This is a genomic window from Algoriphagus algorifonticola (assembly GCF_007655305.1).
Classification (GTDB): domain Bacteria; phylum Bacteroidota; class Bacteroidia; order Cytophagales; family Cyclobacteriaceae; genus Algoriphagus; species Algoriphagus algorifonticola.
In genome coordinates this window covers 38,521-63,956 of record NZ_VLOG01000062.1, presented here as the reverse complement: position 1 = coordinate 63,956, position 25,436 = coordinate 38,521, and the positions used below count along the sequence as shown (strand labels likewise).

The following is a 25,436-nucleotide window of genomic DNA, read 5'->3' as shown; positions in this document are numbered from 1 at the left end:
TCAAATTACTTTTTTCGGCATCCATTTTTAGTTTATCTTCAATTTTTACAATCAAATGAGAGTTCTAGACAGTCAATTTGGATCTTTAGCATACAAATCTCTGGGAGATGGAAAGGAGGTTTTCATTATTTTTCATGGCTTTGGCCAAGATCAAAGGGATTTATTGCCGTTTTCCAAAATTCTAAAACCCGAACAGCGCTTTCTTTTCATTGACATTTTTTTTCACGGAAAAAGTCAATGGAAAAGCCATGAAAACCCTTTGACAAAATCAGTTTGGGCAGAAATCTTAAAAAGCCTTTTTAAAAGAGAAGAAATCTCAAAGTTCCATTTAATAGGTTATAGCATGGGAGGAAAGCTTTCATTATTAACTTATGAGCTTTTCCCTGAGAATGTCCAAAGCATGATTCTTCTTGCTCCTGATGGAATTAAAACAGGATTATTTTACAGCATCAGTAGCTATCCCGCTTATTTTCATTCTTTATTTAAGCAAATAGTATTTAAGCCATGTCGCTTTTTCTCTGTAGTAAATGGATTAAGTCAGATTGGCCTCATGGAAAGCAGTATTTCAAAATTTGTTCAAACTCAAATGAAACATAGATCACAGAGAGCCCAGGTTTATTTAACATGGAAAGTATTCGGCGGAATTCAACTCCGACTGGGAGAGATCATTCGCAATTCAAGAAAATTAAAAACACCAATTCTTCTTTTCACAGGGAAATATGACAAAATGGTGACTGCGAAAAACCTGGAACGTTTCAGTAGTAAAATTCCTCACTTAAAATCACATAACCTCCCGGTTGGACACGGAGGGCTTATTCAGGCAACTGTTGAATTTTTAACTAAAAATAAACCAACCCCAAACTGAAATTTGAAATATGTTATCAGAGGAAAGAAAAACATTCCAATACTTTATTAGTATTTCCACAAGTTAGAAATGCTGTATCACTTTTAGGGTATAATTTCAACCGTAAATTCTACTTCAATCAAACGGATTATTTCCACCCTCACTTTTCACACTTCAAGCCAATTCCTTACCTTTGCAACTTACCAGCTCAAGGACATGATTTTCTTCTTTGAATCACCTCAAAAAGTAGTCTACGCAGTACAGACTCCGCAACCTCTCGCCCAAGAAGACATTGCAAAACTTAACTGGCTTTTCGGCGAAGCTTCTCCCATCCAAACTCCAGAAGTAGCAGGAAAATTTTCCGGCCCAAGAAAAGAAATGATCACCCCATGGTCTACCAATGCTGTGGAAATCACGGTCAACATGGGCATACAGGGAATCCAGCGAATTGAGGAGTTTTTCCCATTAGCCGAAGGGGACCAAATTGACCCTATGCTTCAAAATGCATACGAAAATCTGGATCAGGAGATCTTCGACATACACTTGGAGCCCGAGCCAATCCAATCAATTGAGGATATTTCAAGCTATAATCAAAAAGAAGGATTGGCTTTGAGTGAGGAAGAAATCGCTTATTTGGAAAATGTTTCTAAGCAACTCGATAGACCTTTGACCGATTCAGAGGTTTTCGGCTTTTCCCAAGTCAATTCTGAGCATTGTAGACATAAAATCTTCAACGGAACCTTTATCATCGACGGTCAGGAAAAGCCCATGACGCTCTTCCAATTGATCAAAGAAACATCCAAAAAACATCCAAATCGAATTGCATCTGCCTACAAAGACAATGTGGCATTTATCCAAGGTCCAAAAGCACATCAATTCGCTCCTAAAACCCAACATCAAGCTGACTTTTTTGAGCAAAGAGAAATTGACACGGTCATTTCCCTGAAAGCAGAAACCCATAATTTCCCTACAACTGTCGAACCTTTCAATGGTGCGGCTACAGGATCAGGAGGTGAAATCCGAGATAGACTTGCTGGGGGAACTGCTTCTATTCCTTTGGCAGGAACGGCAGTTTACATGACTTCTTATTCCCGATCAGAAAAAGGCAGAACTTGGGAAAACAAGCTGGAAGAAAGACCTTGGCTCTACCAGACTCCTATGGATATCCTGATCAAAGCCTCCAATGGCGCATCTGACTTTGGAAACAAATTCGGACAGCCCTTGATCGCAGGATCAGTTTTAACATTCGAGCATGAAGAAGGCGACAAGCATTTTGGCTTTGATAAAGTGATCATGCTTGCTGGCGGCGTTGGGTTTACAAACGCCAAGTACACCAAAAAAGAAGAACCTAAAACCGGTGATCAAATCGTGATCATGGGTGGAGATAATTATAGAATCGGAATGGGAGGCTCAGCAGTTTCTTCCCTCAACACCGGAGAATTATCAAATGCCATTGAATTAAACGCCATCCAAAGATCCAATCCGGAAATGCAAAAGCGTGTTTCCAATGTGATTCGGGCGATGGCTGAAAGCGAAAATAACCCTATCATTTCCATTCACGATCATGGTGCAGGTGGTCATCTCAACTGCCTTTCCGAATTAGTGGAAAGCACAGGAGGAACTATTCATATTGATCAGTTGCCTGTAGGTGATCCAACTCTTTCTGCGAAGGAAATCATTGGAAATGAATCTCAGGAAAGAATGGGCTTAGTTGTAGGCAAGGAAGATGTCGCTACTCTAAAGCAACTTTCAGAAAGAGAAAGGGCTCCTTTTTATGTGGTGGGTGAGACCACCGGAGACATGCATTTCAAATTCGAAAATCAAAAGACAGGAGAAAAACCAGTTGATTGGAATTTGGCATATATGTTTGGATCTTCTCCAAAAACCATATTGGAAGATCAATCGGGGAATGCCTCATTCGCAGAGGCAAGCTATGACCCTGAATTGATCAAAGGGTATATTCAAGAAGTATTGCAATTGGAAGCGGTGGCCTGTAAAGATTGGCTAACCAATAAAGTGGACAGGTCAGTAACAGGCCGCGTTGCCACACAGCAAACTGTAGGAGAAATCCAACTCCCTCTGAATGACGTAGCCGTAATGGCTTTGGATTTCACAGGTAATAAAGGGATCGCTACCTCCATCGGCCATGCCCCAGTAGCTGCATTAGCCAATCCAGAAGCGGGTAGCAGATTAGCTATTGCAGAGGCCTTGACCAACTTGATTTTTGCACCTATCTCAGATGGACTGAAAGGAGTTTCTCTTTCTGCCAACTGGATGTGGCCTGCTAAAAACAAAGGAGAAAACGACAGATTATACCGGGCTGTTCAGGCAGTTTCTGATTTCGCCATTGAATTGGGCGTCAATATCCCAACCGGAAAGGACTCCCTTTCCATGACTCAGAAATATCCTGATGGAAAAGTGGTTTACTCGCCGGGAACGGTAATTATATCTACAGTAGGTGAATGTTTTGACATTCAAAAAACTGTAAAAACTGCATTGAAGCCGGTTGTAGGAAGTAGAATTCTTTACATAGACTTTTCAAAAGACAGTTTCAAACTAGCAGGATCCAGCTTTTATCAGGCGCTCAATAAAGTGGGAACAGATACGCCTACGGTGGTCAATGCCGCATACTTTGTCAAGGCATTTAAAGCTGTCCAGGATTTGATTGATCAAACTTGGATTCATGCCGGGCATGATATTTCATCTGGTGGTATTATTACTGCTCTATTGGAAATGTGCTTCCCCACTCCTGGAATCGGCCTGGAAGTAAGAATTGATCGACTGGAAGAGAATGATTTGGTGAAAGCCTTATTCGCAGAGAATCCAGGTATTCTAATTCAGGTACCTGACGATCATCCTGTAGAAACCCTGTTGGTTGAGGCAGATATTGATTATGTAGAATTGGCAACAGTTACCAACTCAGGTAAAATTGATTTTCTAGGAAAAGATTTGAGTCTGGATATTGAGCAGCACAGAGATATCTGGTTTAGGTCATCCTACCTTTTAGACAGAAAGCAATCAGGAGAAAAACTCGCAACAGACCGTTTCGACAATTATAAAAATCAGCCACTTTCTTATGAATTTGCTACAAATTGGAAAGGAAGTTTTGCTGAGTCTGGTATTAATCCGTTCAGAAAAGAAACAGGAAAGGCGAAGGCAGCTATTATCAGAGAAAAAGGAGTGAATGGAGACCGAGAAATGGCTTATTCACTTTGGCTTGCAGGGTTTGAGGTGAAAGATGTGCACATGACAGATTTGATCTCAGGGAGAGAAAACCTGGAAGACGTACAGATGATAGTTTTTGTAGGAGGCTTTTCCAACTCTGATGTTTTGGGTTCAGCAAAAGGCTGGGCAGGAGCTTTCCTTTACAATCCAAAAGCAAAACAAGCTTTGGATAATTTCTACGCAAGACCTGACACCCTGAGTTTGGGAGTATGTAATGGTTGTCAGCTCATGGTAGAACTTGGACTCGTAGGTTCAGAGGACCCTGTTCACAAAGCAAAAATGCTTCACAATGCTTCTCATAAATTTGAATCCTCATTTGTAAACGTAAGTATCCCGGAAAACAAAACTGTGATGCTGGGAAATCTTTCCGGTCAGCGTTTAGGAGTGTGGGTAGCTCACGGCGAAGGGAAGTTTTATTTGCCAAAAGCCGAAAGTGAGTATCATATAGGAATGAAATATAGCTATGAAGCTTATCCTGGTAATCCAAATGGTTCGGATTACGCAGTAGCAGGGATAGCATCCCAAGACGGGAGGCATTTGGCGATCATGCCACATATTGAGCGTTCATTGAAGCCATGGAACTGGGCTCATTATCCTATGGATAGAAATGATGAATTTACCCCATGGCTAGATGCCTTTATCAATGCCCGTAAATGGGTTGAGGAAAAGAACTAAAGAATTGAAAATTATAACCCTTCTGAAAAAAATTTCGGAAGGGTTTATTTTTATTTGAAAATTTTGAATGTTTCAGTGAATTGAGGAGACTGAATCTTTAGTAAATAGATTCCCTGTCCAGATTGGATTAAATTTTCATTTACCCAATTTTTGATACCCTCCATATTGAAAAATTGAGAGCTTTTTATTCTGCCAGAATAATCTGACATCAATACTATCACGCCATCCTTCAATTTATTTTCGTCTCCTCTATAAGTAATTTGTAGCTCGGAATTCCCAACAGGATTTGGAAATATTCGCCAATTTGAATCCAACTTTGGAGGTTCTAATCTGAGAGAAACGGTATTGGTATATCCTTCAAATTTGTTTTTGCTATGTAGTTTTATTCGATAAAAAATAAAACCTTCTTCGTTATTCAAATCATTGTCTAAAAATTTAAAATTTAATAAATCTTCTTGGCCAGGAACTATAACTAAGCTATCAAGAGATTCCCAGGATTTTACTTGATTAACACCCCTTTGTACCACCATTCCTATATCCTCTGTCGCCCCCGAAACCGTCCATTCTAGTTCTGCACGATTTAGCTCTTTGTTCCAAACCGCCCTGATATCACTTAATTGAATTGAGAGAATCCTATAAGATATTCTTATGATCACCTTTCCGGCTGACCCTGCTCCGCCACGAACACTTCCAGCCCCACCTCCTGAACCGGTAAAAGGGAAACCATGTCCACCAATACCGTCAGAATTCGAATCACTGGGATTTAGGTGATCTCCATCCCCTCCAAGCTTTGTAGACTGAAATATCCCTCCAGTACCTTTGCCATATTGTTGAGCTGGATTTCTCCCAGTTGATCCTCCACCTCCTGCAAAGGCATTGAGAACACCAGAGACTCCACTAAGTATAGGCAAAGAAATTCCATTCCCTCCACTACCGGGATTATTATTTCTACCTTCCTCGCCGGGAGTAGCAGCTCCACCTCCACCTCCTCCATTCAGTTGATTGTTATTTTGACGTCGCCCATTTCCGCCTTGGTTACCTAGGTTACCAGCGATTACTGCTCCCCCGTTTCCTGATCCATTTCCTGGATTGTTGTTGGCGCCACCTCCACCTCCACTGCCTCCATTTCTACCATCTCTTGCTGAGGATGATTGAGAGCCTCCTCCTCCTCCTCCATTAGAGATTAAACCAAAAAATGAAGACTCTAAACCATCTCTTCCAGGTAAATTATTTTGGGAAGAACCATACCCTCCAGGTCCTACCGCAACAGGATACTCTCTTCCAACCTGAAGCGAAATAGCATTTTCTGAAATTATTCCTCCTGAACCCCCACCTCCAGCAGCTTCACCAAACCCTCCTCCTCCTGCTCCTCCTACTAAAGTGACCGAAACATCTATAATTTGTTCATCAGGCAATAATTCTGGTAATATCAAATTATCAGTACAATTGAATATATAGACTCTATCAAAGCCATTTGAAGTAGTTATTTTCCTCATTTCGACACAGGAGGAGGTTGGGCAGCTTCCGATTGTCGCTCCATAAGACAACCCGTTACCGACAGGTTCCTTATTTACGAAAAGAGGTGAATTGGGACTTGATAAACCACTACCAGAAATAATACCTGAACTGCTAATTGTTCCTCCAACATTTAAGCTATTGCAAACATTATTATTTAAGGAGATAATTTGACTATTGGAGTTAAGTTGGAGATTTCCTGAAATTGCTAAATTCCCAGCTATTTCAACAATTGTATTGGAGTTCAAAATAACTGAGCCTGAAAAATTAGACATGCCAATCAGTTTGATGGTGGAGTTACTGTTAAATGTAGTGAGGCCTGAAAAATTCACAGTTCCGTTTGAAACTAGTGTCGCAGCTGAGCTCACAACAAGTCCACTCCCAAAATTCAATTCTCCATAGTTGTAAATAGATTTATTTGAAGATATAGTTGAATTCCAATTCAATACGCCATAATTGAATATGCTCCAGTTACCATTTGGGGAATTTGAAATTGACAAATTCCCATAGTTAGAAAGAGAGGCTAATCCTGAAAGTTGGCTGTAAGCGCCATTCCAAGAAGCACCATCTTCAATACAGATTGAAATATTATTTCTATTATTAAAACTTATATTGGATGTTCTGTCACCCCTAATACAAACCAAAGATCCATTTTGAATAGTACCAGAAGGAGCATTATTTCCATCTATTATCACATCACAAGAATTGCACTGAGCATAAATACTATTTGAAATAAAAACGATTAATAGCAGTATTATAAGTGCAGATATAAATTTATCTGGTTTAAACAGCATCTCAAGTTTTATTGAAAAACGAGGTAATTTATATTAGATCATTTATATATCAAAATTACAACATTAGATTATTTTAATTTTAGAAAATCTAAATCTTATCGTAAAAATAAAATTCATAAAAGCACATAATTAATACGATTTTATTAATATGAAATTTTTCATAAGTATAAAAAACTGATCTAGTTGAATATAGCAGGGTATTTTTTATTTATAAACTTCAATTTCATAACACTAAAATACAGGAAATTTTAGACCTGAAAATCTTATTAAATTTTAAAAACCTTTGAATTGCTTTTTCCGTGATGTTCTCGATTCGCATCTGGATCTATTTAAATTCCAGATGAGGATCCCATCTATCAACCAGCTGATCATCCCCATGAAGAAATTCAATTCCCTTGTAATTCTGGCTCTTCTAGCCTTTTCACAAATAAGTTTTGCCCAAACAGAAATCTCTGAACAAATCAAAACTGATAGAGACAACCAACTGAAAGAGCTCAATGAAAAACTCAAAACAAACGAAGAGCTTGTCAACAAGTTGACTGAAAAAATTGCTGCGGCAGATAGCAAAAATGCTTCAGATAAGGACAAAATTGTCGATTTGGAAAAACTTCAATTAGCCCTTGATAACAGATTGAAAATATTGGAAGAGGCTCCCAAAACCAAAATCAACCTCAATGGACAGTTAGCGTTTACCGAGCTCTTGAGTATTCAGAGGGATATACAGCCTGTAGAGCTATTTTTAACTTCCCAGTCTTTTTTTGATCAATTGGGAAATATTGGGAAAATCCAGCAATACAAATCCTTTACTAGCTGGAAAAATGAATTCGATAAATGGTATGCCAAAGAAGGTCAAAATGATGCCATGGTGGGAGTCCTTCAAAATTCCATTAGTTTGATTTCAACGGCTTCTGCAGCAGTTCCTCTTTACGGAACCATGGTCAATACTGCGATTTCGGGTGTCACCAGCTTAGTAGGAAACTTGAGCAAAAAAGAAAAAGAATTGTATGAAAGATCTCCTGAGATGCTAAGAATTTTAACAGTGACCAGTCAATTTGAACAGCAAAAATCCATCATTGATCATGAATGGGTGTTGATCAATAAGGAATTAGAGCAACTTCAAAAGGAAAATACACAGCTTTTAGAGGAGCAGATGGCCTATTTTGGCATTGATAAAAACAGATACCAGAACAGATATCTCAATGCAACTTTGGATGCTGATCGGGAATTTTTCAAAAATGAATGCAGAAAAGCTATTTCCGAGAAAATTGCTTTGTTGGAAAAATCACAGGAGACCCGAGGTAAATGGTTGGGTCAAGTCGAGACTTATATGTACAAAGTGCAATCCCTAAGATTGAGATTTGGTCAACTCACCACCAGAATGCAAGCTAATATTGAGCAGTATGAACATTTGATAAGACTGTACTCAGACGCTACCAAATTCCCGGTTGAATTCACTACTAAAATTTCAGCCTTGAATAATCCATTAAATAATCTCAAAAATAAGTTTTACTCTTCCTTTAATCCTGCCAAATACATAGAAGATTCAGCGGTGATGTACATAGAAAGGCAATAAAAAAGAGGCTGTCTCAAAAGTGCAATTTGTCACATTAGAGCTATTTATAGGACAGCCTCTTTTTAATATAGATCTTTAAACCTCGGGTTCTTGCTGACTCAGGCAGTGAAAGGAGCCCAAGCCCCAAATGATATCAGTAGAATCTATTCCGATGACTTTTCTATCCGGAAAGCAGTCCTTCAGGATATCCAATGCTTTCTGATCATTCTTATCTTTGAAAGTAGGAACCACTACGGCCACATTTCCAATGAAGAAGTTGGCATAAGATGCCGGTAAACGCTGTCCTTCCCAAATCACAGCTTTAGGCATTGGAAGCTCAATAATGTTCAGTTGTTTATCATTTTCCAGGCGCATTTTTTTCAGCAAATGCAAATTCTCCTGTAAAATGTCATAGTTGTCATCTCCCTTATGCTCCTCAACCACTGTCACAACGGTGTCTTCATTGACGAATCTGGTTATGTCATCGATATGGCCGTCCGTGTCATCTCCAACGATCCCATCTCCTACCCAAAGGATATGATTAACACCATAATAATCGCAAAGGTACTTTTCGATCTGAGCCTGATTGAGATGAGGGTTTCGATTTTTATTCAGAAGGCAGGCTTTGGATGTTAACAAAGTTCCTTTCCCATTAAACTCTACAGAACCACCTTCCATGACAATTCCGGGCTGGAAACAAGGAATATTCAAATACTCAGCAATTCGAAAAGGAATTTGATTATCCAAGTCATGAGGAGGATACTTTTCTCCCCAAGCATTGTAATCCCATTTCACCAACACCTTCTTTTGCTCAGCATTGGGATTGATCAAAAATGCCGGCCCATGATCTCTGCACCAAGCATCATTCGTAGGGAATAAGTGGAAATTAATTTGGTCCATATCCACTCCAGCCTGGTTTAATTGATCGATGGCAAATTGCCTCATCCCATCATCCAGCACATTGATATGAACTTTTTCTCCCTTAGCTACCTCTTTGATAAATTGGGCATACTTAGGATATATCGTATGAATTTTTCCTGGCCAAGAATCCTCCTTATGGGGCCAACTCAACCACATAGCTCGATGAGGGGCAAACTCTGCGGGGAAATAATATCCCAGTTCTGCAGGAGTGGCTCCTCCAGTTCGGGCAAGTTCAAAAATATCTGCCATGTTTATTCTTCGTCTATGTAGCGCTTGGTAATTTGCTGGTAACTGTCAATTCTACGATCTCTCAAGAAAGGCCAGTGGGTTCTATATCTATCAGAACCGGTCAAATCCAATTCCTCTACATGTACTTCCTCTTCCAAATGAGGGGCTTTGTAAGTCACTCGCCCAAAAGCATTGGATACAAAGGATCCTCCCCAGAACTGCATATCCCCTTCTACTCCTGTTCTATTCACAGATACAACCGGGATACCATTTGCCACAGCGTGAGAACGTTGTATAGTTTGCCAAGCGCCATATTGTTCATCATTAGTCAAGCCATCCTGATCTTTGTGCCAACCAATAGCTGTAGGATAAACTAAGAAATCGGCTCCCTTCAAAGCTGTAATTCTTGCTGCTTCAGGATACCACTGATCCCAGCAGATCAATACACCAATCTTTCCAAACTTGGTTGGGAATACCTTATAGCCCAAATCACCTGGAGTGAAATAAAACTTTTCAAAATATCCAGGATCATCTGGAATATGCATTTTTCTATATTTCCCTAGATAAGTTCCATCTGCATCCAATACAGCGGTTGTATTGTGATAAAGTCCCTCGGCTCTTTTTTCAAAAAGAGAAGCAACTATCACTACGCCTAATTCCTGGGCTAAGGAACCTAGAGTTTCAGTGGAAGGGCCTGGAATAGCCTCGGCCAGTTTAAAATTTTCATAATCCTCCACATCACAGAAGTAGAGCGATCTAAAAAGTTCTTGAAGCACCACTACCTCAGCTCCTTTTTGAGCTGCCTCACGGACTCCTTTGATGGTTTTATTCATGTTTTCGGTCACGTCCCCTGAGCAACTCAGCTGAACCAGACCTACCTTTACTTTTTTATCAGACACGTCTATATGAGTTTGATTGAATCAATAAGCAAAGGTACGGGAGATGGAAGGGAATGACAAATTGTAAAGATAGATTGAAGGAAAGTCCCTGAATTTGAAAAATCCATAGAACTACCTTATTATTTTCAAAAAAATCTAAGTAAATCGAAGTCAATAAAAATATCATTTAAAAACCTTACTAACGTATGAATAACAAATTTTTATTGGGAGCAAGTACTTTATTGCTGCTGATTTTCAACTTCCCCTTTAGTACTTTCTCTCAAATAAAAGCTGTGACTGAGAAAGGGGATACTATATATGTTTACAATAATGGGACCTGGTCATATGAACCGAAAGAATTTAATGAATCAAAATCCCAATTCGATTATTTTTCATATGAATTAAAAGTTGATACTGCTAGGACATCTTTTATAAAGCCAGAACTATCAAAAAAAGAAGTTCAGAATCAAAATGGTCAGTTTTCAATTTATTACGATGAAAGCAAATGGAAAAGAGTTCCTGCAGCCACTTTGAATGAGGATGCAGAGTTTGCTTTTCAAGCTAAAGAAAGTGATGTATGGTGCGTGGTAATTTCAGAAGAAACAGCTATTGCAAAAGATGCTCTAATAAAGATCGCAAAAAAAACGATGGAGGGAAATACCGGATCTCCAGTAACAATCAATCAGGTAGAATACAGAGTTGTTAATGGGAAGCCAGTATTAAGAGGATTATTGGCAGCAAATTTTTCTGGAATATCATTCATGTTTGATACTTACTATTATTCAGATGAGCGAGGTTCTGTACAGTTTGTAACTTGGTCAAGTGATCAGATTTGGAGGAAAAATCAAGATTTAATTGAAAACTTACTCAATGGCTTTCAAGTACTTTGATGCTTATTGAAGTTCATCAAACATTAATTAAATCCAAAGAATATTTTCTTTACGTTTGTATACTATGATTTTACAATTCCTTATCCCCTTTTTCCTGCTTTTTCAGGGCTTACATTCAACTACGAGCCAGGCAGATAAAAAGGTAGCTGTCATCATTGACGCAGATACTGCCAATGAAATCGATGATCTCTATGCCTTAGTTCAGGCTATGGCTTCTGACAAACTAGACATCAGAGCGATCACATCGGCACAATTTCACACTTCCCCCATTGCAACAGATACCTCTGTGATGGAAAGTCAGATTATCAATGAGCGGTTGGCTCAATTATCCAATCGAACTGACATTCCCCTTCCTGTAGGCGCCAATTTCCCAATGACCTCTCCTACCGAACCCCAGGTATCCCCAGCTTCCAATTTTATTATTCAGGAAGCCAAAAAAATGAAAAATGGGCAAAAGCTAGATTTGGTCATTTTAGGCCCTTGTACCAATGTGGCATCTGCTATTGTTCAGGATCCAAGTATCATTCCTTTGATCAGAGTTCACTACCTGGGAATCTGGCATGACCCGGAAGCCAATACTTTCGATAAAAATGAGTTTAATTCCAGAAATGACAAGGTTGCTGTTGACGTATTATTTGACACACCCAACCTTGACTTGACCATCATGTCAGCTACTAGTAGCCAACATCTCAAGCTGGCTAAGACCAAAGCCGATGAAGAATTAAAAGGCAAATCTGAATTGGGAGATTACTTAATCGCCAGATGGGACAATCACAAAAGATGGTGGACCAGAAATGACCCCGAGAAAAAAACCTGGATCATGTGGGACTTGGCAATAATTCAAGCTTTGATCAATCCTGAATGGTCAAAAGTTGAAGAGTTTATGACTCCTCCAGAAAACACTCAGCGTATCGTGAAGGTCCACACTTCTATTGACGCCCAAGCCATGGAGAATGATTTTTGGAAAACCATGAAGACTACCTTCCATCAAAAATCTGAATAAGCCCCATTGATAAAAATAACTCCTGCTAATCGTAGGAGTTATTTATTTTTTTATTTTACTTTGTATTTCAAAGTACTTTTAAAATGAAAAAAGCACAAGATGAATTAGCTGAAATAAAATCCATCATGGAAAGAAGCAGTCGTTTTCTTTCCTTGAGTGGATTGTCGGGGATTTTAGCAGGTGTGTATGCCCTGATAGGCTCTGGCATTGCTTACAGCCTAATTTATTACCCCAACCCTCCTTATGGAAAAGACATTTCCCTGACAAATCCCGAATATGTCATCAGCAATGTGATGATCACGGGACTTTCCGTCTTATTACTTTCCGTGTTCACAACTTGGCTGCTAAGCAGAAAAAAAAGTAAGAAGACTAAAGTAAGTCTTTGGTCTCCAGCAAGCAGAAGGTTCATGAGGGCTTTATTTATTCCAGTAATCATAGGAGGCCTTCTTTGTATAGGTCTATATGCACAAGGACAAGAGCATTTAGTCGCAGCAATAACTTTAATTTTTTATGGATTGGGACTTTTCAATGCCTCAAACTTCACCCTAAATGAGATCAAATATTTGAGTTATTGTCAATTGGTTTTGGGATTGATAGCCACATTCTTTCCAGAATATGGTCTTGTGCTGTGGGCAATGGGATTTGGGGTTTTGCACATCATTTACGGTGCGATCATGTATGTAAAATACGACGGTTGAGGTGAAAGGGAAATACGATAAAGCATTTGAAAATGTGATCCGGCTGAGGATCATGTCCATCCTGATGGCCAATGAAGAATTTGATTTCAATTCCTTCAAAGAACTATTGGATGTGACTGATGGAAACTTAGCAACACATCTCAAACAATTGGAGAAAAATGATTTTATCGAAGTGAAAAAATCCTTTGTTGGAAGAAAGCCTTTGACTACTTATGCCGCAACCGAAGAGGGAAAAAAAGCCTTTCAGTTTCATTTAACGTTCCTTGAAAATTTAATCAAAGAAAATAAAAGCTAAAAAAATTTATTTATCTACTTTGAATTACAAAGTACTTTCAACTCAAATAATATGGTACGTTTATCGCAGATTAATAGCAAACTAATTGCTCTTGCAGCCGGAATCGGAGCCAGTATTCCATTTTCTATTCTTTTGTTCATTATTCTGACGAAGGAGGATGTTTTTGAAACTTGGATGTTCCTTCCTCTTTCAATCATCCCAATGGGCGCCGCATTGGGCGGAATTTTCTTTTATTTATGCAGTTTCATTTGGTTCTCAGAAGGTTGGAAAAAATTTGCCGCTGTAGTTTTTAGCACCATCATCTATTTTGTATCTATTTGGATTAGCTCAGTCATTGCCTTCAATTTCACCGGTCATTGGAATTAAAAATACTTCTTTACCCCTTACCTCAATTCACTATGAAAGAACAAATTCTAAAAAACAGTCAAAATGCCCTGGAACTTGAAAAACTGTACCGGGCCAACAAATCCCAATTCAAACGGGATTTCAATGAATTGTATCCCCAAAATTTACAAACAGAACTGGGAGAGTTTTGGAACCAGCGATTGAATTATGAAACAGAATCCATTTCCTGGGGAAGCAAAGATGAAATCAAATTTATCATGATTTGTATACTCTTGGCCGGATTGATCGCAAAATTCCCCGCTCTTTTCAATATCTCTGAAGACTTTTTTTTCCCAAGAAATATTGGCTTTATCATTTTTCCCTTCCTGACTGCTTTCTTTGTTTGGAAGAACGAAATGAGCAATGCAAGCAAAGGGATTCTTATTTCCATTTCAGTGCTATTAGCTGTTTACATCAACTTCCTTCCAAATTCGAATTCCAGTGATACTTTAATTTTAGCCTGTTTACATCTTCCTTTTATTTTATGGGGAATGTTAGGCTATGCTTTTACCGGAAACAGTCTTCATCCTAACCTCCAAAAGTTGGCTTTTTTAAGATTTAATGGAGATGTGGCGGTTCTCAGTGTATTATTAGGAATAGCAGGGATGCTGATGACTGGAATGACTTTAGGCTTATTCAGCTTGATCGGTATCAGTATTGAAAAATTTTACTTCGAATACATCGCTGTTTTTGGCTTACCGGCCATTCCACTTTTGGCTACTCTGATTAATAAAAATAATCCTCAATTAGTAGATAAGGTCTCCCCTATCATAGCAAAGCTATTTAGTCCATTGGTTTTATTGATGTTAATAGCCTATTTAAGTGCCATTCTTATTTCGGGAAAAGACCCTTATAACGATCGGGAATTCCTGTTGACATTCAACTTGCTCCTCATTGGTGTGATGGCTTTGATTTTCTTTTCTGTTGCCGAACATTTTCATCAAAAGGAAAGAAATTGGACCACCTGGATCTTATTCTTATTGGCTATAGCCACTATTCTAGTGAACGGAATTGCTCTTTCTGCCATTATTTTCAGAATTTCAGAATGGGGATTTACTCCCAACCGAACCGCAGTTTTAGGTGGAAATATTTTGATACTCGGGCATCTTATGTGGGTCACAGCTCTTCTATTTCAGTCAGTCAATAGAAAAACTACGCTTCAAAAAGTAGGAATAGCAATAGTCCAGTACCTTCCCATATATGTCGTTTGGGCCTTTATCGTTGTCTTCTTATTTCCTTTGATGTTCGGCTTTGAATAATCCACATTTAAGCCATTCAAGGAATTGATTTCAGGGAATGATTTAGAATTTAACTCAAATAGGTATCTTAACAGCTTCAAAACCCAAAGAAAAGCTCTAACCTTTTAACAAAAAAACAGATGAAAAAACAATCCATTTTCCACATGGCAATGCTTATCCTATTGAGTATAGGAGTAATTTCCTGTGGATCAAATAGCAATGAAGAAAGCACTGAAATGAGTGAGGAAAACACGAGCGAAACAGAAAGATTTGGAGGTTTAGCACTTTACACGGTCCGTGACTCGATGGCCAGTGATCCCGAGGCCACACTTCAGGCTGTAGCTGATGCAGGATATGCATATATCGAGGCAGCTGGATATGCTGATGGCAAATTCTATGGAATGGACCCAGCAGATTTTAAAGCTTATGTAGAATCTTTAGGCTTAACCCCTAAAAGTACACACATGGGCGGAGTTACTTTAGAAAATGCTGATGAACAAATAGCCGCCAGTAAAGCAGCAGGATTCGAGTATTTCGTCATCCCTGTTCCACCTATGGGTATGTTTACCTTTGGTCCTGAAGGAATGGGAATGAAAGGCACTAAAGAAGAGTTGGTATCCATCTTGAAAACTATCGGCGAAAAATGCTCTAATGCAGGCTTAAAACTTTTATACCACAACCACGACTTTGAGTTTAAGCCTATGGCTGATGGCACTATCCTCACTGAATATATTTTGGAAAATACAGATCCTGCTCATGTCAATTATCAAATGGACCTTTTCTGGGTTACGAAAGCTGGAGCAGATCCTCTGGCGTATTTTGAAAAATATCCAGGCCGTTTCAAGGCTTGGCATGTTAAGGACATGAACGCAGAAGGACAGTTTGCGCCAGTTGGAACTGGATCAATTGACTTCGGAAAAATATTGGCTGAAAAAGACAAGTCCGGCATGGTTTATTACCTAGTGGAACAAGATCAAACCTTCGGTTTGGATCCAATGGAAGCTATTAAAATTAGCCACGGCGGATTGAAAGAAATAGGCTTTCAATAATTTCTAAAAACCATAAAAAAAACGCCAACTTTTTCGAGTTGGCGTTTTTTTTTGATCACTACCTGTTTCTACTCTTCAAAAGTAATTCCATCCGGATTTGCACCCAATTGCTTCAAATTTGTGCTGACAGACTCAATCATGGGAGGTGGTCCGCAGACATAAAATTCCTGAGAAAAATCCACTAAATGCTTTTTCAAAAACTCCATATCAATTCTCCCATGTTCATGTCCATCAAGTTTTTCTTTATCCAAAATGGAAACAAAGTCCTCTCCTAATATTTCATGAAAATAGCTTTCCAAAATCACATCCTTTCTGGTTTTGTTTGCAAAAAAGAGCTTGTTTCCTACCAGTTCCCCCTTACTTTTCAAATCCTTCAAAATGGCAATGAAAGGAGTGACTCCAGCTCCTCCAGCAATGAAAACTCCTTTTCCTTTGTATTGAATTGCACCCCATGAATCATCAATAATCAACTCATCCCCGGGGATAACTCCATCCAGATGATTGGTTACCCCGTCATGGTCTCTGTATGATTTGATTACAAATTCAAGATGATCATCCTCAGGTAAAGAGGTAAAAGTGAAGGGTCTTTTTTCTTGTTTCCATCCTTCCTTGTTTATTGCTACCTCGGTAGCTTGACCAGGAATGAATGAATAACCCTCGGGTTTCTCAACTTTAAACTGTTTGACATCATGGGTGAGGGATAATAAATCTAAAATCTTAACAATGTGTGCCATAAAATGATGATTAAATAGACCGCTATTGTTCCCGAACTTATTAGAAGTTAAACTGAGTCGTAAACTTCAATGAGAGGATTTCTCGATCCAAAATTGATCCGGAGTAGCAGCTAGATTAAAATAAATAATTTACTCTTAAGTATATAAACGGAAATTCAGCTCTTTGTTTCCCGAATTGACTTTTCTTATTGCAGAAACATGAAAGAAATATCCTAAGAACGCCAATGTCAATTCCTGTAAAATTCAATTTATCCAAACGATTCTTCCTGTCTTGGGTTAATTATAGAGGAGTAATTGAGAGATCTAAGCATCTCATTTCCAATAATCTTCAAGGATGCATTTTGGAAATAAATTACTTTCCGGAATCTAATGCGATTTCCCGTTTATCTGAAATTAATGGGCATCCTATGCCAAAGGCCTTATCTTTGGCTTTTATGGATATGAATCAAGCCTTTCTGGCTAGTCATTATTAGACTTTATTTTCACCAAAAAACCATCAATGGAACAAATTATATACACCTTAAATGATCTAATCTGGAGTAATGCACTCATTGTTCTCTGCCTAGGAGCAGGTATTTACTTTTCCGTCCGAACAGGTTTTGTACAAATCAGATATTTCCGGGAAATGATTCATTTGCTTTTCTCTGGAAAATCCTCCCAAAAAGGCGTTTCCTCCTTCCAGGCCTTTGCGCTAGCTCTTTCCGGTAGAATTGGTACTGGAAACATCGCGGGGGTAGCTACGGCCATTGGGCTTGGAGGACCAGGAGCAATATTTTGGATGTGGATTATCGCATTTTTAGGTTCTGCATCAGCTTACATTGAGGCCACATTAGGGCAGATTTTCAAAGAAGTAAAAGGAGGTGAATACAGAGGTGGACCTGCTTATTATATTGAAAAAGGACTTGGCGTCAAGTGGTATGCCATGGTCTTCGCCTTTGTGACTATTATCAGTATGTCATTTCTGTTGCCAGGAGTTCAGAGTAATAGTATTGCACTCAGCGTCAATAATGCCTTTGATGTTCCAGTAGAATATACAGGAGGAGTTGTTTGCCTTTTTCTTGCGATGGTAATTTTCGGAGGTATCAAAAGAATTGGTAAGGTTGCTGAAATTCTTGTCCCTTTCATGGCAATGGGCTACGTTTTGTTGGCAATTATCATCATTGGTATCAATATCACTGAAGTTCCAACCGTACTGAAATTGATCGTAAGCTCTGCTTTTAACCAAGAAGCAGCTTATTCAGCGGTTTTTGGTTCGGCAATCGCTTGGGGAGTAAAAAGAGGAATTTATTCAAACGAAGCTGGTCAAGGTACTGCACCCCACGCTGCTTCGGCTGCGGAAGTTAGTCATCCGGCAAAGCAAGGTTTGGTACAAGCCTTTTCGGTTTACATTGACACTTTATTTGTTTGTACTGCTACAGCCTGTATGATCTTATTCACTGGTCAGTTTAATGTACTGCACCCTGATGGAGGCTTCTTGGTAGAAAACCTTCCCGGGATTGCGATAGGACCTGAGTTTACCCAAAATGCGATTGCTGTTCACTTCCCCACCATTGGAGCAGGTTTCGTAGCGGTTGCTTTGATGTTTTTCTCCTTTACTACCATCATGGCCTATTACTATATCGCTGAAACGAATTTGAGCTATCTGCAAAAGAATGATACTCAAAAATGGCCGATTCATGTTTTGAGAATATTAATCATTATCGCTACTTTTTACGGCGCTATACGTACAGCACAAGTAGCTTGGACATTTGGAGATATCGGTGTAGGATTAATGGCATGGTTGAATATTATTGCCATTCTACTATTGAGAAAACCTGCTTTGGAAGCCTTAAAAGATTATAAGAAAAAGAAAGATGCCGGGGAAGATCCGGATTATGATTTCGAAGGAATGAAAAAACATTATAGCAAAAACTAAAAGTAAAAAGGGGAGCAAATCGAAATCTGCTCCCCTTATTTATTTACATCAATCAAAACTATTTCGCAGGCAATACGCTGGCTCTAACTTCACCGAAGCCAACACGAATTCCATCTTTTTCAGCAAAGCCCTTCATGATAACGGTATCCCCGTCTTCTATGAATTTTCTCTCCTCGCCGGAATCTAATTTCACGGGCTTGGTTCCTTTCCAGCTCAACTCCAACATAGAACCAAATGAATCCTCTGTGGGGCCTGAAATCGTTCCAGACGCCATCATATCTCCAACATTGATATTACATCCGTTTACAGTATGATGCGCTAACTGCTGAGCTACATTCCAATACATATATTTGAAATTGGAAGTACAAACCTTAGTAGCTTGCTTCACATTTTCAGGCTGAATATATGCTTCCAATTGCAAATCAAAACTGTGATTATTGCTGCACTGCAAATAAGGTAAAACCTCGGGCTCTTGTTTTGGACCAGCTGTTCTAAAATGCTCCAATGCCTCCAAGGTAACTACCCAAGGAGATATGGAAGAAGCAAAACTTTTCCCTAAAAAGGGTCCCAAAGGAACGTATTCCCATGCCTGTATATCTCTTGCAGACCAATCATTAAATAGGACAAATCCAAATATGTAATCCTCAGCTTCCTCAGTACCGATAGAATCCCCTAGTTTGGTAGATTTTCCTGTGATAAAAGCCAATTCTAATTCGAAGTCCAATCTTCTGGATGGCCCAAAGCCCGGCACATCCATGTCTGGGTCTTTGAACTGTCCTTTGGGTCTGATGATAGGCACTCCGGAAGGAATAATGGAAGAAGCCCTTCCATGGTATCCTACTGGCAAATGCTTCCAATTTGGTAATAAAGCATTCTCAGGATCTCGGAACATTTTTCCCACATTGGTAGCATGCTCCATGGAGCTGTAAAAATCTGTATAATCACCGATTTTGACAGGAAGAAGCATTTCAGCCTCTTTTCTATTCACCATTACTTTTCCTCGGATCGAATGATCACGAAGCTTCTCATTGTCAGCAAGCAGCAGTTCCTGTACTCTTTCTCTAATTTTCTTAGTTTGAGTTTTCCCTAATGAAATCAACTCATTCAACGCCTCATTGAGGAAAATACCTTCAGGAAGGAACATGTCTGAGAAAAAACCCTCCTGATCCAGCACACTCAAATCAACTATTTTGTCTCCGATTGCAATTCCAATCCTAGGAGACAATCTTTTATTTTTAAAAACTCCAAAAGGAAGATTGTAAATAGTAAAATCAGAATTTTTCGGCACCTCAACCCAAGTACTAAGGGGATTCATCGTTGTATCGCTCATGACAAAATCTTTGAAACGCAAATTTACTCTTTAATGAGGAAATGAAAAGGAATAATAAAGAAGAGGATTTGACTTAGCTCATAAAATCCATCATATCAAGCCTCTGAGCAGAAAATAAAATTTGAAATAATTTCCTACTTCTGCCATTTATCACTTTCCTATTGAAAAATGAGAGCCTATCCTTAAATTCCGCATAAAATGCTTTTATCATGATAAAAAACCTCACAAAAACTCTTTTTGTTTCCCTTTTACTCCTGCTGTCTCTAAGGCTGGCTGCTCAGGAGAAATCCATCCTTGATCAGCTTGAAGAAATTGCAATAGTGGATCAAAAGGTAATGATGCCCATGCGGGATGGAAATCGATTAGCGACGGATATTTATCGTCCAAAGGTGGATTACAAGGTACCCATCATTTTTTCAAGAACACCCTACAATTTCAATACTTATGGGGATGGTGAATTGAGAGAAAGAACCATGCAGTCTGCTTTGGAGTGGGTGAAAAAAGGCTACGCTTATGTGGTTCAGAACGAACGAGGAAGATTTTTCTCTGAAGGTGAGTGGGATATACTCGGTACACCCTTGACAGATAGTTATGATGCTTTTGATTGGATGGCCAAGCAGGGATGGAGCAATGGGAAAATCGGAACCTTAGGCTGCTCCTCCACCGCCGAATGGCAGATGGCAGCAGCATCCTTGAATCACCCTGCACATGCAGCATTGGTTCCTCAAGGATTTGGTGCTGGCGTTGGAAGAATAGGAGAATATTTTGAGCAGGGAAATTGGTACAGAGGTGGCGCCGGTCAAATGCTTTTCACTGCTTGGCTTTATGGAACCCAGCATGATCCTTTGGCTCCTAGGCTTCAAAAAGGCATTGCTCAGGAAGATTTATTACGCTTGCAGCGCTTTTATGATATGGCCCCTGAGTACCCAAGAGTAAATTGGAAGGAAGGGCTTTCCCATCTTCCGATTCAAGACATTATTAATAGTGTTAATGGTCCAAATGGGATTTATGAAGAAATGATCACCCGAAAGCCCAATGATGCTAGGTGGTATCAGGGTGGATTATATCATGATGATATGCCGTTTGACAAACCGAGTTTCTGGTTTGTATCCTGGTATGATGTCTCTACCAGCCCCAATTTGGCATTATACAATCATGTTAGAAAAAATGCAGTTTCCCCGAAAGCCAGAGATAATCAATACTTAATCATTGCTCCTGTACTGCATTGCGCCTATACAAGAGCTACAGAAAACACGGTAGTTGGTGAAAGAAGTGTGGGTGATGCTCGATTGAATTACGATGAAATAATTACAGCTTGGTTTGATCTATGGCTGAAAAATGAGGACAAAGGAAAGATTGATTCCATGCCAAAAGTGACTTATTATACCATGGGTTCAAACAAGTGGCAGACTTCGGAGGTATGGCCTCCTGCAAATGCAAAAATGACCACCTATTATTTAGACTCTAAAGGGAGCGCCAATACTAGAAATGGAGATGGTTCATTGTCAGCCAAACTACCCAAAACCCAAAATAAAGACACCTTTCAATATGACCCGATGAACCCAGTGAATTCCTACGGGGGAAATGTTTGCTGCACCGGAAATGCTGTTCAGGGTGGTTCCTTCGATCAATCCGAAATGGAATTGAGAGATGATATTTTGGTATATACCTCAGAACCATTGGCAGAAGGCGTAGAAATCTCCGGCTTTATCGAGAGCTTCCTTTACTTATCTTCTGATGTAAAAGATACAGATGTTACCATCAAATTAATCGATGTGTATCCAGATGGAAAAGCTTACAATCTGGATGAAACAATTCAGCGTGTAAGATATAGAGAAGGCTATGACAAAGAGGTAATGATGGAAAAAGGGAAAGTTTATGAAATTAAAATGACTCCTATGAGCACTTCCAATTATTTTGAAAAAGGCCATAGAATCAGAATTGAAGTGAGTAGCTCAAACTTCCCTAGATTCGACAGAAACCTAAATACAGGAGGCAATAATTATGATGAAAGTGAAGGGCTCATCGCCACAAACTCAATCCATCACGGCGGGGTTTATCCAAGTAGGATAGTATTGCCGATGATTAGATAAACCCAACTTTTCATGAAATAACTAAAGGAACCTTAACCGGTTCCTTTTTTTATTAGAATTATTCAAGTAATAAATAAAATATTTACAATTTATATATGATTATATCCTTCTGTAATAATTTTTAAACTTTTACGAATACAGGGATTGATTTAACTTAAAAATTAATGATATTTCATTAATTAAAAATCAACCATATGTTTAAATCTTACAAACTTTTAATGATCCTACTTTTCCTATGGGGGCCAGTGGGATGGGCAAATGCTCAGTATACGATTTCAGGGACTGTCATTGATGACAGGACGGAAGAACCCTTAATTGGAGCAAATGTGCTAATCAAGGGAACTACAAGTGGAGCAATCACTGATTTAGATGGGAATTTTTCTCTCAATGTGCCGACAAGTCAGGATGCCAGGTTGGTAGTCTCCTCGATTGGCTACTTAAGTCAAGAAATCAGTGTTAACCCTAACATGGCAAGTCTTACCATCAGACTGAAACAGGATGCGACAAATTTGGAAGAAGTAGTCGTGACAGGACTTGCATCTTCTGTTAAAAGGAGTAATCTGGCGAATGCAGTTTCGACGGTTTCATCCCGAGACTTGACAGGTACTACAACCATACAAACCACTGATGGGGCTTTGTACGGTAAGGTAGCAGGTGCAACCATTAGATCTAATGGTGGTGCTCCAGGAGGAGGCCTCTCCATTCAGCTGAGAGGAATTTCCAGTCTTTCAGGAGCATCCCAACCTCTAATTATTGTAGATGGAGTATATATCAGCAATGCAAGCCAGCGAACTGGTAGAGCTACAGTTTCCGGTGCAGGAGGCAGCAATCAGGATGATGGGGCGAATAGGCTCGCAGATATTAACCCAGCGGATATAGAAACCATTGAGGTACTTAAAGGACCTTCTGCTGCCGCTATTTATGGAACCCGGGCTAATGCTGGAGTAATCATTATCACTACCAAAAGAGGTGCTGAAGGGAGAACCACAGTTTCATTATCACAAGACATTGGTTTTGCAGAACCACTTCGACTTCTCGGGGTTGATAATTGGAGCGAGGAAAAAATTAATTTTTTCTTCCCTGAGGCAAGAAGACCTCTTGAATTGGAAAGATTCATGGCAGCGCAATCCACAGGCACATTTATCGATTATGAAGACTTCTTTTATAATAATAGAGCCACGCTTTTAAACACCAGAATAAACGTGACTGGTGGAAATGAGAAGACTAAGTTTTTTGTTTCTGGCAACATCGTGGATGAAGAGGGGACTGTTAGAAATACAGGATTCAATAGATACTCAATCCGGGCAAACATAGACCACAAAATTTCAAATTCAATCCGATTAGGTGTTTCGTCCAATTACATTCAGTCGAATACAGATAGAGGATTTACTGGAAATCAAAATAACACAGGTGCAAGTATAGGGTATAGCATAGCTTATGTTCCGAATTATTTTGACCTAAGAAGAAATGAAAACGGAACTTATCCTGTTAACCCTTATTTCTCTGAGAACCCTGTTGCAGTTACAGACCATGCAGTCAATAATTCTCTAGTAAATAGATTTATTCAATCTTTCACATTGGATATAGATCTTTTGAAAACCGAAAATAGTTTTTTGAAAGCCCAAATTGCTGGTGGATTGGATTATTTACAAAATACCACGATGATTTATCTTCCTGAGTTCCTCCAATTTCAAAGAGCACAGGCAAATCCGGGAGATTTATTAAAAGGAAAACAGGAAAGTTTCAACACAAATTTTCAGGCAGCTTTAGTTTATAACTGGAACTTGGGTCGGGTTAACATGAACTCACAAGCAGGATTAGTACGGTTAGACTTCAACGATAATGCTTTATTTAACCGAGGAAGAGGCCTAGTCCCTGGTCAAACCAATTTATTGCAGGCAGCGATTCAACAGATAAATCAGGAATTCACTCAGGAAGTCCAAGAAGCTGGTATTTTCCTTCAGCAAGAAGCAAATTTTGAGGATAAACTAATTGGAACTGTAGGTATTCGGTGGGATAAATCAACTTTAAATGGAAATCCCAACCAATTCTACGCATTTCCAAGAGCTTCATTGGCAATAAACTTAGCAAACTTCGACTTCTATAACAGCTCCATTGTCAATTCATTAAAACCAAGAATTGCATACGGAGAAACAGCTGGCCCTGTAGCTTTCGGAGCAACTTTCACTCCGTTGGGCGGGACAAATATTGGTGGTTTATTGGGATCTGTTGTATCTACACAAATTGGAAATACACAAATCCGACCTGAAACTGCAACTGAATTAGAGTTTGGAGTAGATGCTGGTTTCTTCAATAATCGATTGAGTCTTGAAGCCACATATTATATCAAAAACACTCAAAACAACATCCAAAATCTAAATCTTTCTCCATCAACTGGAGTGACCACAACACCGAGTAATGAGGCAGAACTACAGAACAAAGGAATTGAATTAGGTCTATCAGGTAACGTTGTTGAAAATGCCAGTTTCAGATGGTTCTCCAGAGTTTTATTCTGGAAGAATGAAATTGAAATGACTCGTTTAGGTATCCCTACCTATATAGCAGGTGCCTTTGGTTCCGGCTTGGGGACATTCCTTTATGCTGAAGGTTTCTCACCAACCACTATTGTAGGTACTCCAGCAGACCCTAGCGTACCGGGTGGCTTTACCATTTGGGGTAATTCCCAGCCAGACTTCAACTTGTCTTTCTTTAATTCCATGACTATTTATAAAGGCCTTGAGTTTTCATTTTTGGTGGACTGGAGACAAGGTGGAGATAATATCAACTTGACGTCGTTTTTAACTGATGGTGGCGGAACTACAAATGGATGGTTTGGGGATGACAATAATGACGGTATTCCAAATGGTCGTCAAAGAGAACCAGAACCTTACAATAATGCCGGAAGGTGGGTACAGGATGCGTCTTTCGTGAAAGTCAGAGAAATAGGCCTTTACTATACTATCCCAAGAACTACCTTAAACCAGTGGTTTGGAAATACAGTACAAAATCTAAAGGTCGGTGGATCTGTAAACAACGCTTTCCTATTCACTAAATACGAGGGTTATGATCCGGAAACTTCAACTTTTGGAGCACAGGCAGTTGCAAACAATGTTGATATAGCTCCCTACCCAACTCCTAGAAGAGTATTTTTCCACATAACCATTGATTTCTAAAT

At 39.2% G+C, this 25,436-nt stretch carries 19 protein-coding genes; 14 read left to right on the top strand and 5 right to left on the bottom strand.

The window, feature by feature from the left end:
* Positions 1–55: 55 nt before the first annotated feature.
* Entirely contained in the window at positions 56–865 is an 810-nt protein-coding gene (locus FL972_RS17235) for an alpha/beta fold hydrolase (RefSeq protein ID WP_144607239.1), read from the top strand.
* A gap of 195 nt (positions 866–1,060) precedes the next feature.
* On the top strand, positions 1,061–4,744 hold the full coding sequence (purL, locus tag FL972_RS17230) for a phosphoribosylformylglycinamidine synthase (protein ID WP_144607238.1): 3,684 nt from the start codon (positions 1,061–1,063) through the stop codon (positions 4,742–4,744).
* Between the two features lie 50 nt (positions 4,745–4,794).
* Here the strand turns inward: purL and FL972_RS19700 are convergent, their stop codons facing one another.
* The gene (locus tag FL972_RS19700; RefSeq protein WP_144607237.1) at positions 4,795–7,053 is read right to left on the bottom strand and encodes a glycine-rich domain-containing protein; all 2,259 of its coding nucleotides are present in this window, start codon (positions 7,051–7,053) and stop codon (positions 4,795–4,797) included.
* Positions 7,054–7,393: 340 nt separating this feature from the next.
* On the opposite strand from FL972_RS19700, the gene FL972_RS17220 reads away from it, so the two are divergent.
* Positions 7,394–8,626 (top strand): hypothetical protein, encoded by a 1,233-nt coding sequence (locus tag FL972_RS17220; protein ID WP_144607236.1) that lies wholly within the window; start codon positions 7,394–7,396, stop codon positions 8,624–8,626.
* Between the two features lie 75 nt (positions 8,627–8,701).
* Here FL972_RS17220 and FL972_RS17215 read toward each other — a convergent pair whose 3' ends face one another.
* Together FL972_RS17215 and FL972_RS17210 are read right to left on the bottom strand one after the other, a co-directional pair.
* Positions 8,702–9,775: an agmatine deiminase family protein gene (locus tag FL972_RS17215; protein ID WP_144607235.1), complete on the bottom strand. Its 1,074-nt coding sequence runs from the start codon at positions 9,773–9,775 to the stop codon at positions 8,702–8,704.
* A gap of 2 nt (positions 9,776–9,777) precedes the next feature.
* Positions 9,778–10,653 carry a carbon-nitrogen hydrolase gene (locus FL972_RS17210; RefSeq protein WP_144607234.1) on the bottom strand — a complete coding sequence of 292 codons (876 nt, stop codon included), beginning with the start codon at positions 10,651–10,653 and terminating at the stop codon, positions 9,778–9,780.
* Between the two features lie 185 nt (positions 10,654–10,838).
* Here FL972_RS17210 and FL972_RS17205 point away from each other — a divergent pair, with 185 nt between their 5' ends.
* The 7 genes from FL972_RS17205 to FL972_RS17175 all read left to right on the top strand — a co-directional run bounded on the left by FL972_RS17205 (position 10,839) and on the right by FL972_RS17175 (position 16,189).
* Positions 10,839–11,522 (top strand): hypothetical protein, encoded by a 684-nt coding sequence (locus FL972_RS17205; protein ID WP_144607233.1) that lies wholly within the window; start codon positions 10,839–10,841, stop codon positions 11,520–11,522.
* 64 nt (positions 11,523–11,586) lie between these two features.
* Positions 11,587–12,525: a nucleoside hydrolase gene (locus FL972_RS17200; protein WP_144607232.1), complete on the top strand. Its 939-nt coding sequence runs from the start codon at positions 11,587–11,589 to the stop codon at positions 12,523–12,525.
* An 83-nt stretch (positions 12,526–12,608) separates the two neighbouring features.
* On the top strand, positions 12,609–13,223 hold the full coding sequence (locus tag FL972_RS17195) for a hypothetical protein (RefSeq protein ID WP_144607231.1): 615 nt from the start codon (positions 12,609–12,611) through the stop codon (positions 13,221–13,223).
* 1 nt (position 13,224) lies between these two features.
* Positions 13,225–13,518: a winged helix-turn-helix domain-containing protein gene (locus tag FL972_RS17190; RefSeq protein ID WP_186300143.1), complete on the top strand. Its 294-nt coding sequence runs from the start codon at positions 13,225–13,227 to the stop codon at positions 13,516–13,518.
* 51 nt (positions 13,519–13,569) lie between these two features.
* On the top strand, positions 13,570–13,884 hold the full coding sequence (locus FL972_RS17185) for a hypothetical protein (protein WP_144607230.1): 315 nt from the start codon (positions 13,570–13,572) through the stop codon (positions 13,882–13,884).
* A gap of 32 nt (positions 13,885–13,916) precedes the next feature.
* A complete protein-coding gene (locus FL972_RS17180) occupies positions 13,917–15,161 on the top strand; it encodes a DUF4153 domain-containing protein (protein ID WP_144607229.1) in 1,245 nt (414 codons plus the stop codon).
* Between the two features lie 119 nt (positions 15,162–15,280).
* On the top strand, positions 15,281–16,189 hold the full coding sequence (locus FL972_RS17175; protein WP_144607228.1) for a sugar phosphate isomerase/epimerase family protein: 909 nt from the start codon (positions 15,281–15,283) through the stop codon (positions 16,187–16,189).
* A 68-nt stretch (positions 16,190–16,257) separates the two neighbouring features.
* On the opposite strand, the gene FL972_RS17170 is transcribed toward FL972_RS17175, so the two are convergent.
* A complete protein-coding gene (locus FL972_RS17170) occupies positions 16,258–16,923 on the bottom strand; it encodes an FAD-binding oxidoreductase (RefSeq protein ID WP_144607227.1) in 666 nt (221 codons plus the stop codon).
* A 224-nt stretch (positions 16,924–17,147) separates the two neighbouring features.
* Between FL972_RS17170 and FL972_RS17165 the strand changes: the two genes are divergently transcribed.
* On the top strand, positions 17,148–17,396 hold the full coding sequence (locus FL972_RS17165; RefSeq protein WP_144607226.1) for a hypothetical protein: 249 nt from the start codon (positions 17,148–17,150) through the stop codon (positions 17,394–17,396).
* A 26-nt stretch (positions 17,397–17,422) separates the two neighbouring features.
* Positions 17,423–18,838, top strand: a complete 1,416-nt coding sequence (locus tag FL972_RS17160) for an alanine/glycine:cation symporter family protein (protein ID WP_144607225.1) — start codon at positions 17,423–17,425, stop codon at positions 18,836–18,838.
* Positions 18,839–18,896: 58 nt separating this feature from the next.
* Here FL972_RS17160 and fahA read toward each other — a convergent pair whose 3' ends face one another.
* Entirely contained in the window at positions 18,897–20,168 is a 1,272-nt protein-coding gene (fahA, locus tag FL972_RS17155) for a fumarylacetoacetase (RefSeq protein ID WP_144607224.1), read from the bottom strand.
* 209 nt (positions 20,169–20,377) lie between these two features.
* Here fahA and FL972_RS17150 point away from each other — a divergent pair, with 209 nt between their 5' ends.
* Both FL972_RS17150 and FL972_RS17145 read left to right on the top strand, forming a co-directional pair.
* Positions 20,378–22,261, top strand: a complete 1,884-nt coding sequence (locus FL972_RS17150) for a CocE/NonD family hydrolase (protein WP_144607223.1) — start codon at positions 20,378–20,380, stop codon at positions 22,259–22,261.
* A gap of 194 nt (positions 22,262–22,455) precedes the next feature.
* Positions 22,456–25,434 carry a SusC/RagA family TonB-linked outer membrane protein gene (locus FL972_RS17145; RefSeq protein ID WP_144607222.1) on the top strand — a complete coding sequence of 993 codons (2,979 nt, stop codon included), beginning with the start codon at positions 22,456–22,458 and terminating at the stop codon, positions 25,432–25,434.
* Positions 25,435–25,436 lie beyond the last annotated feature (2 nt).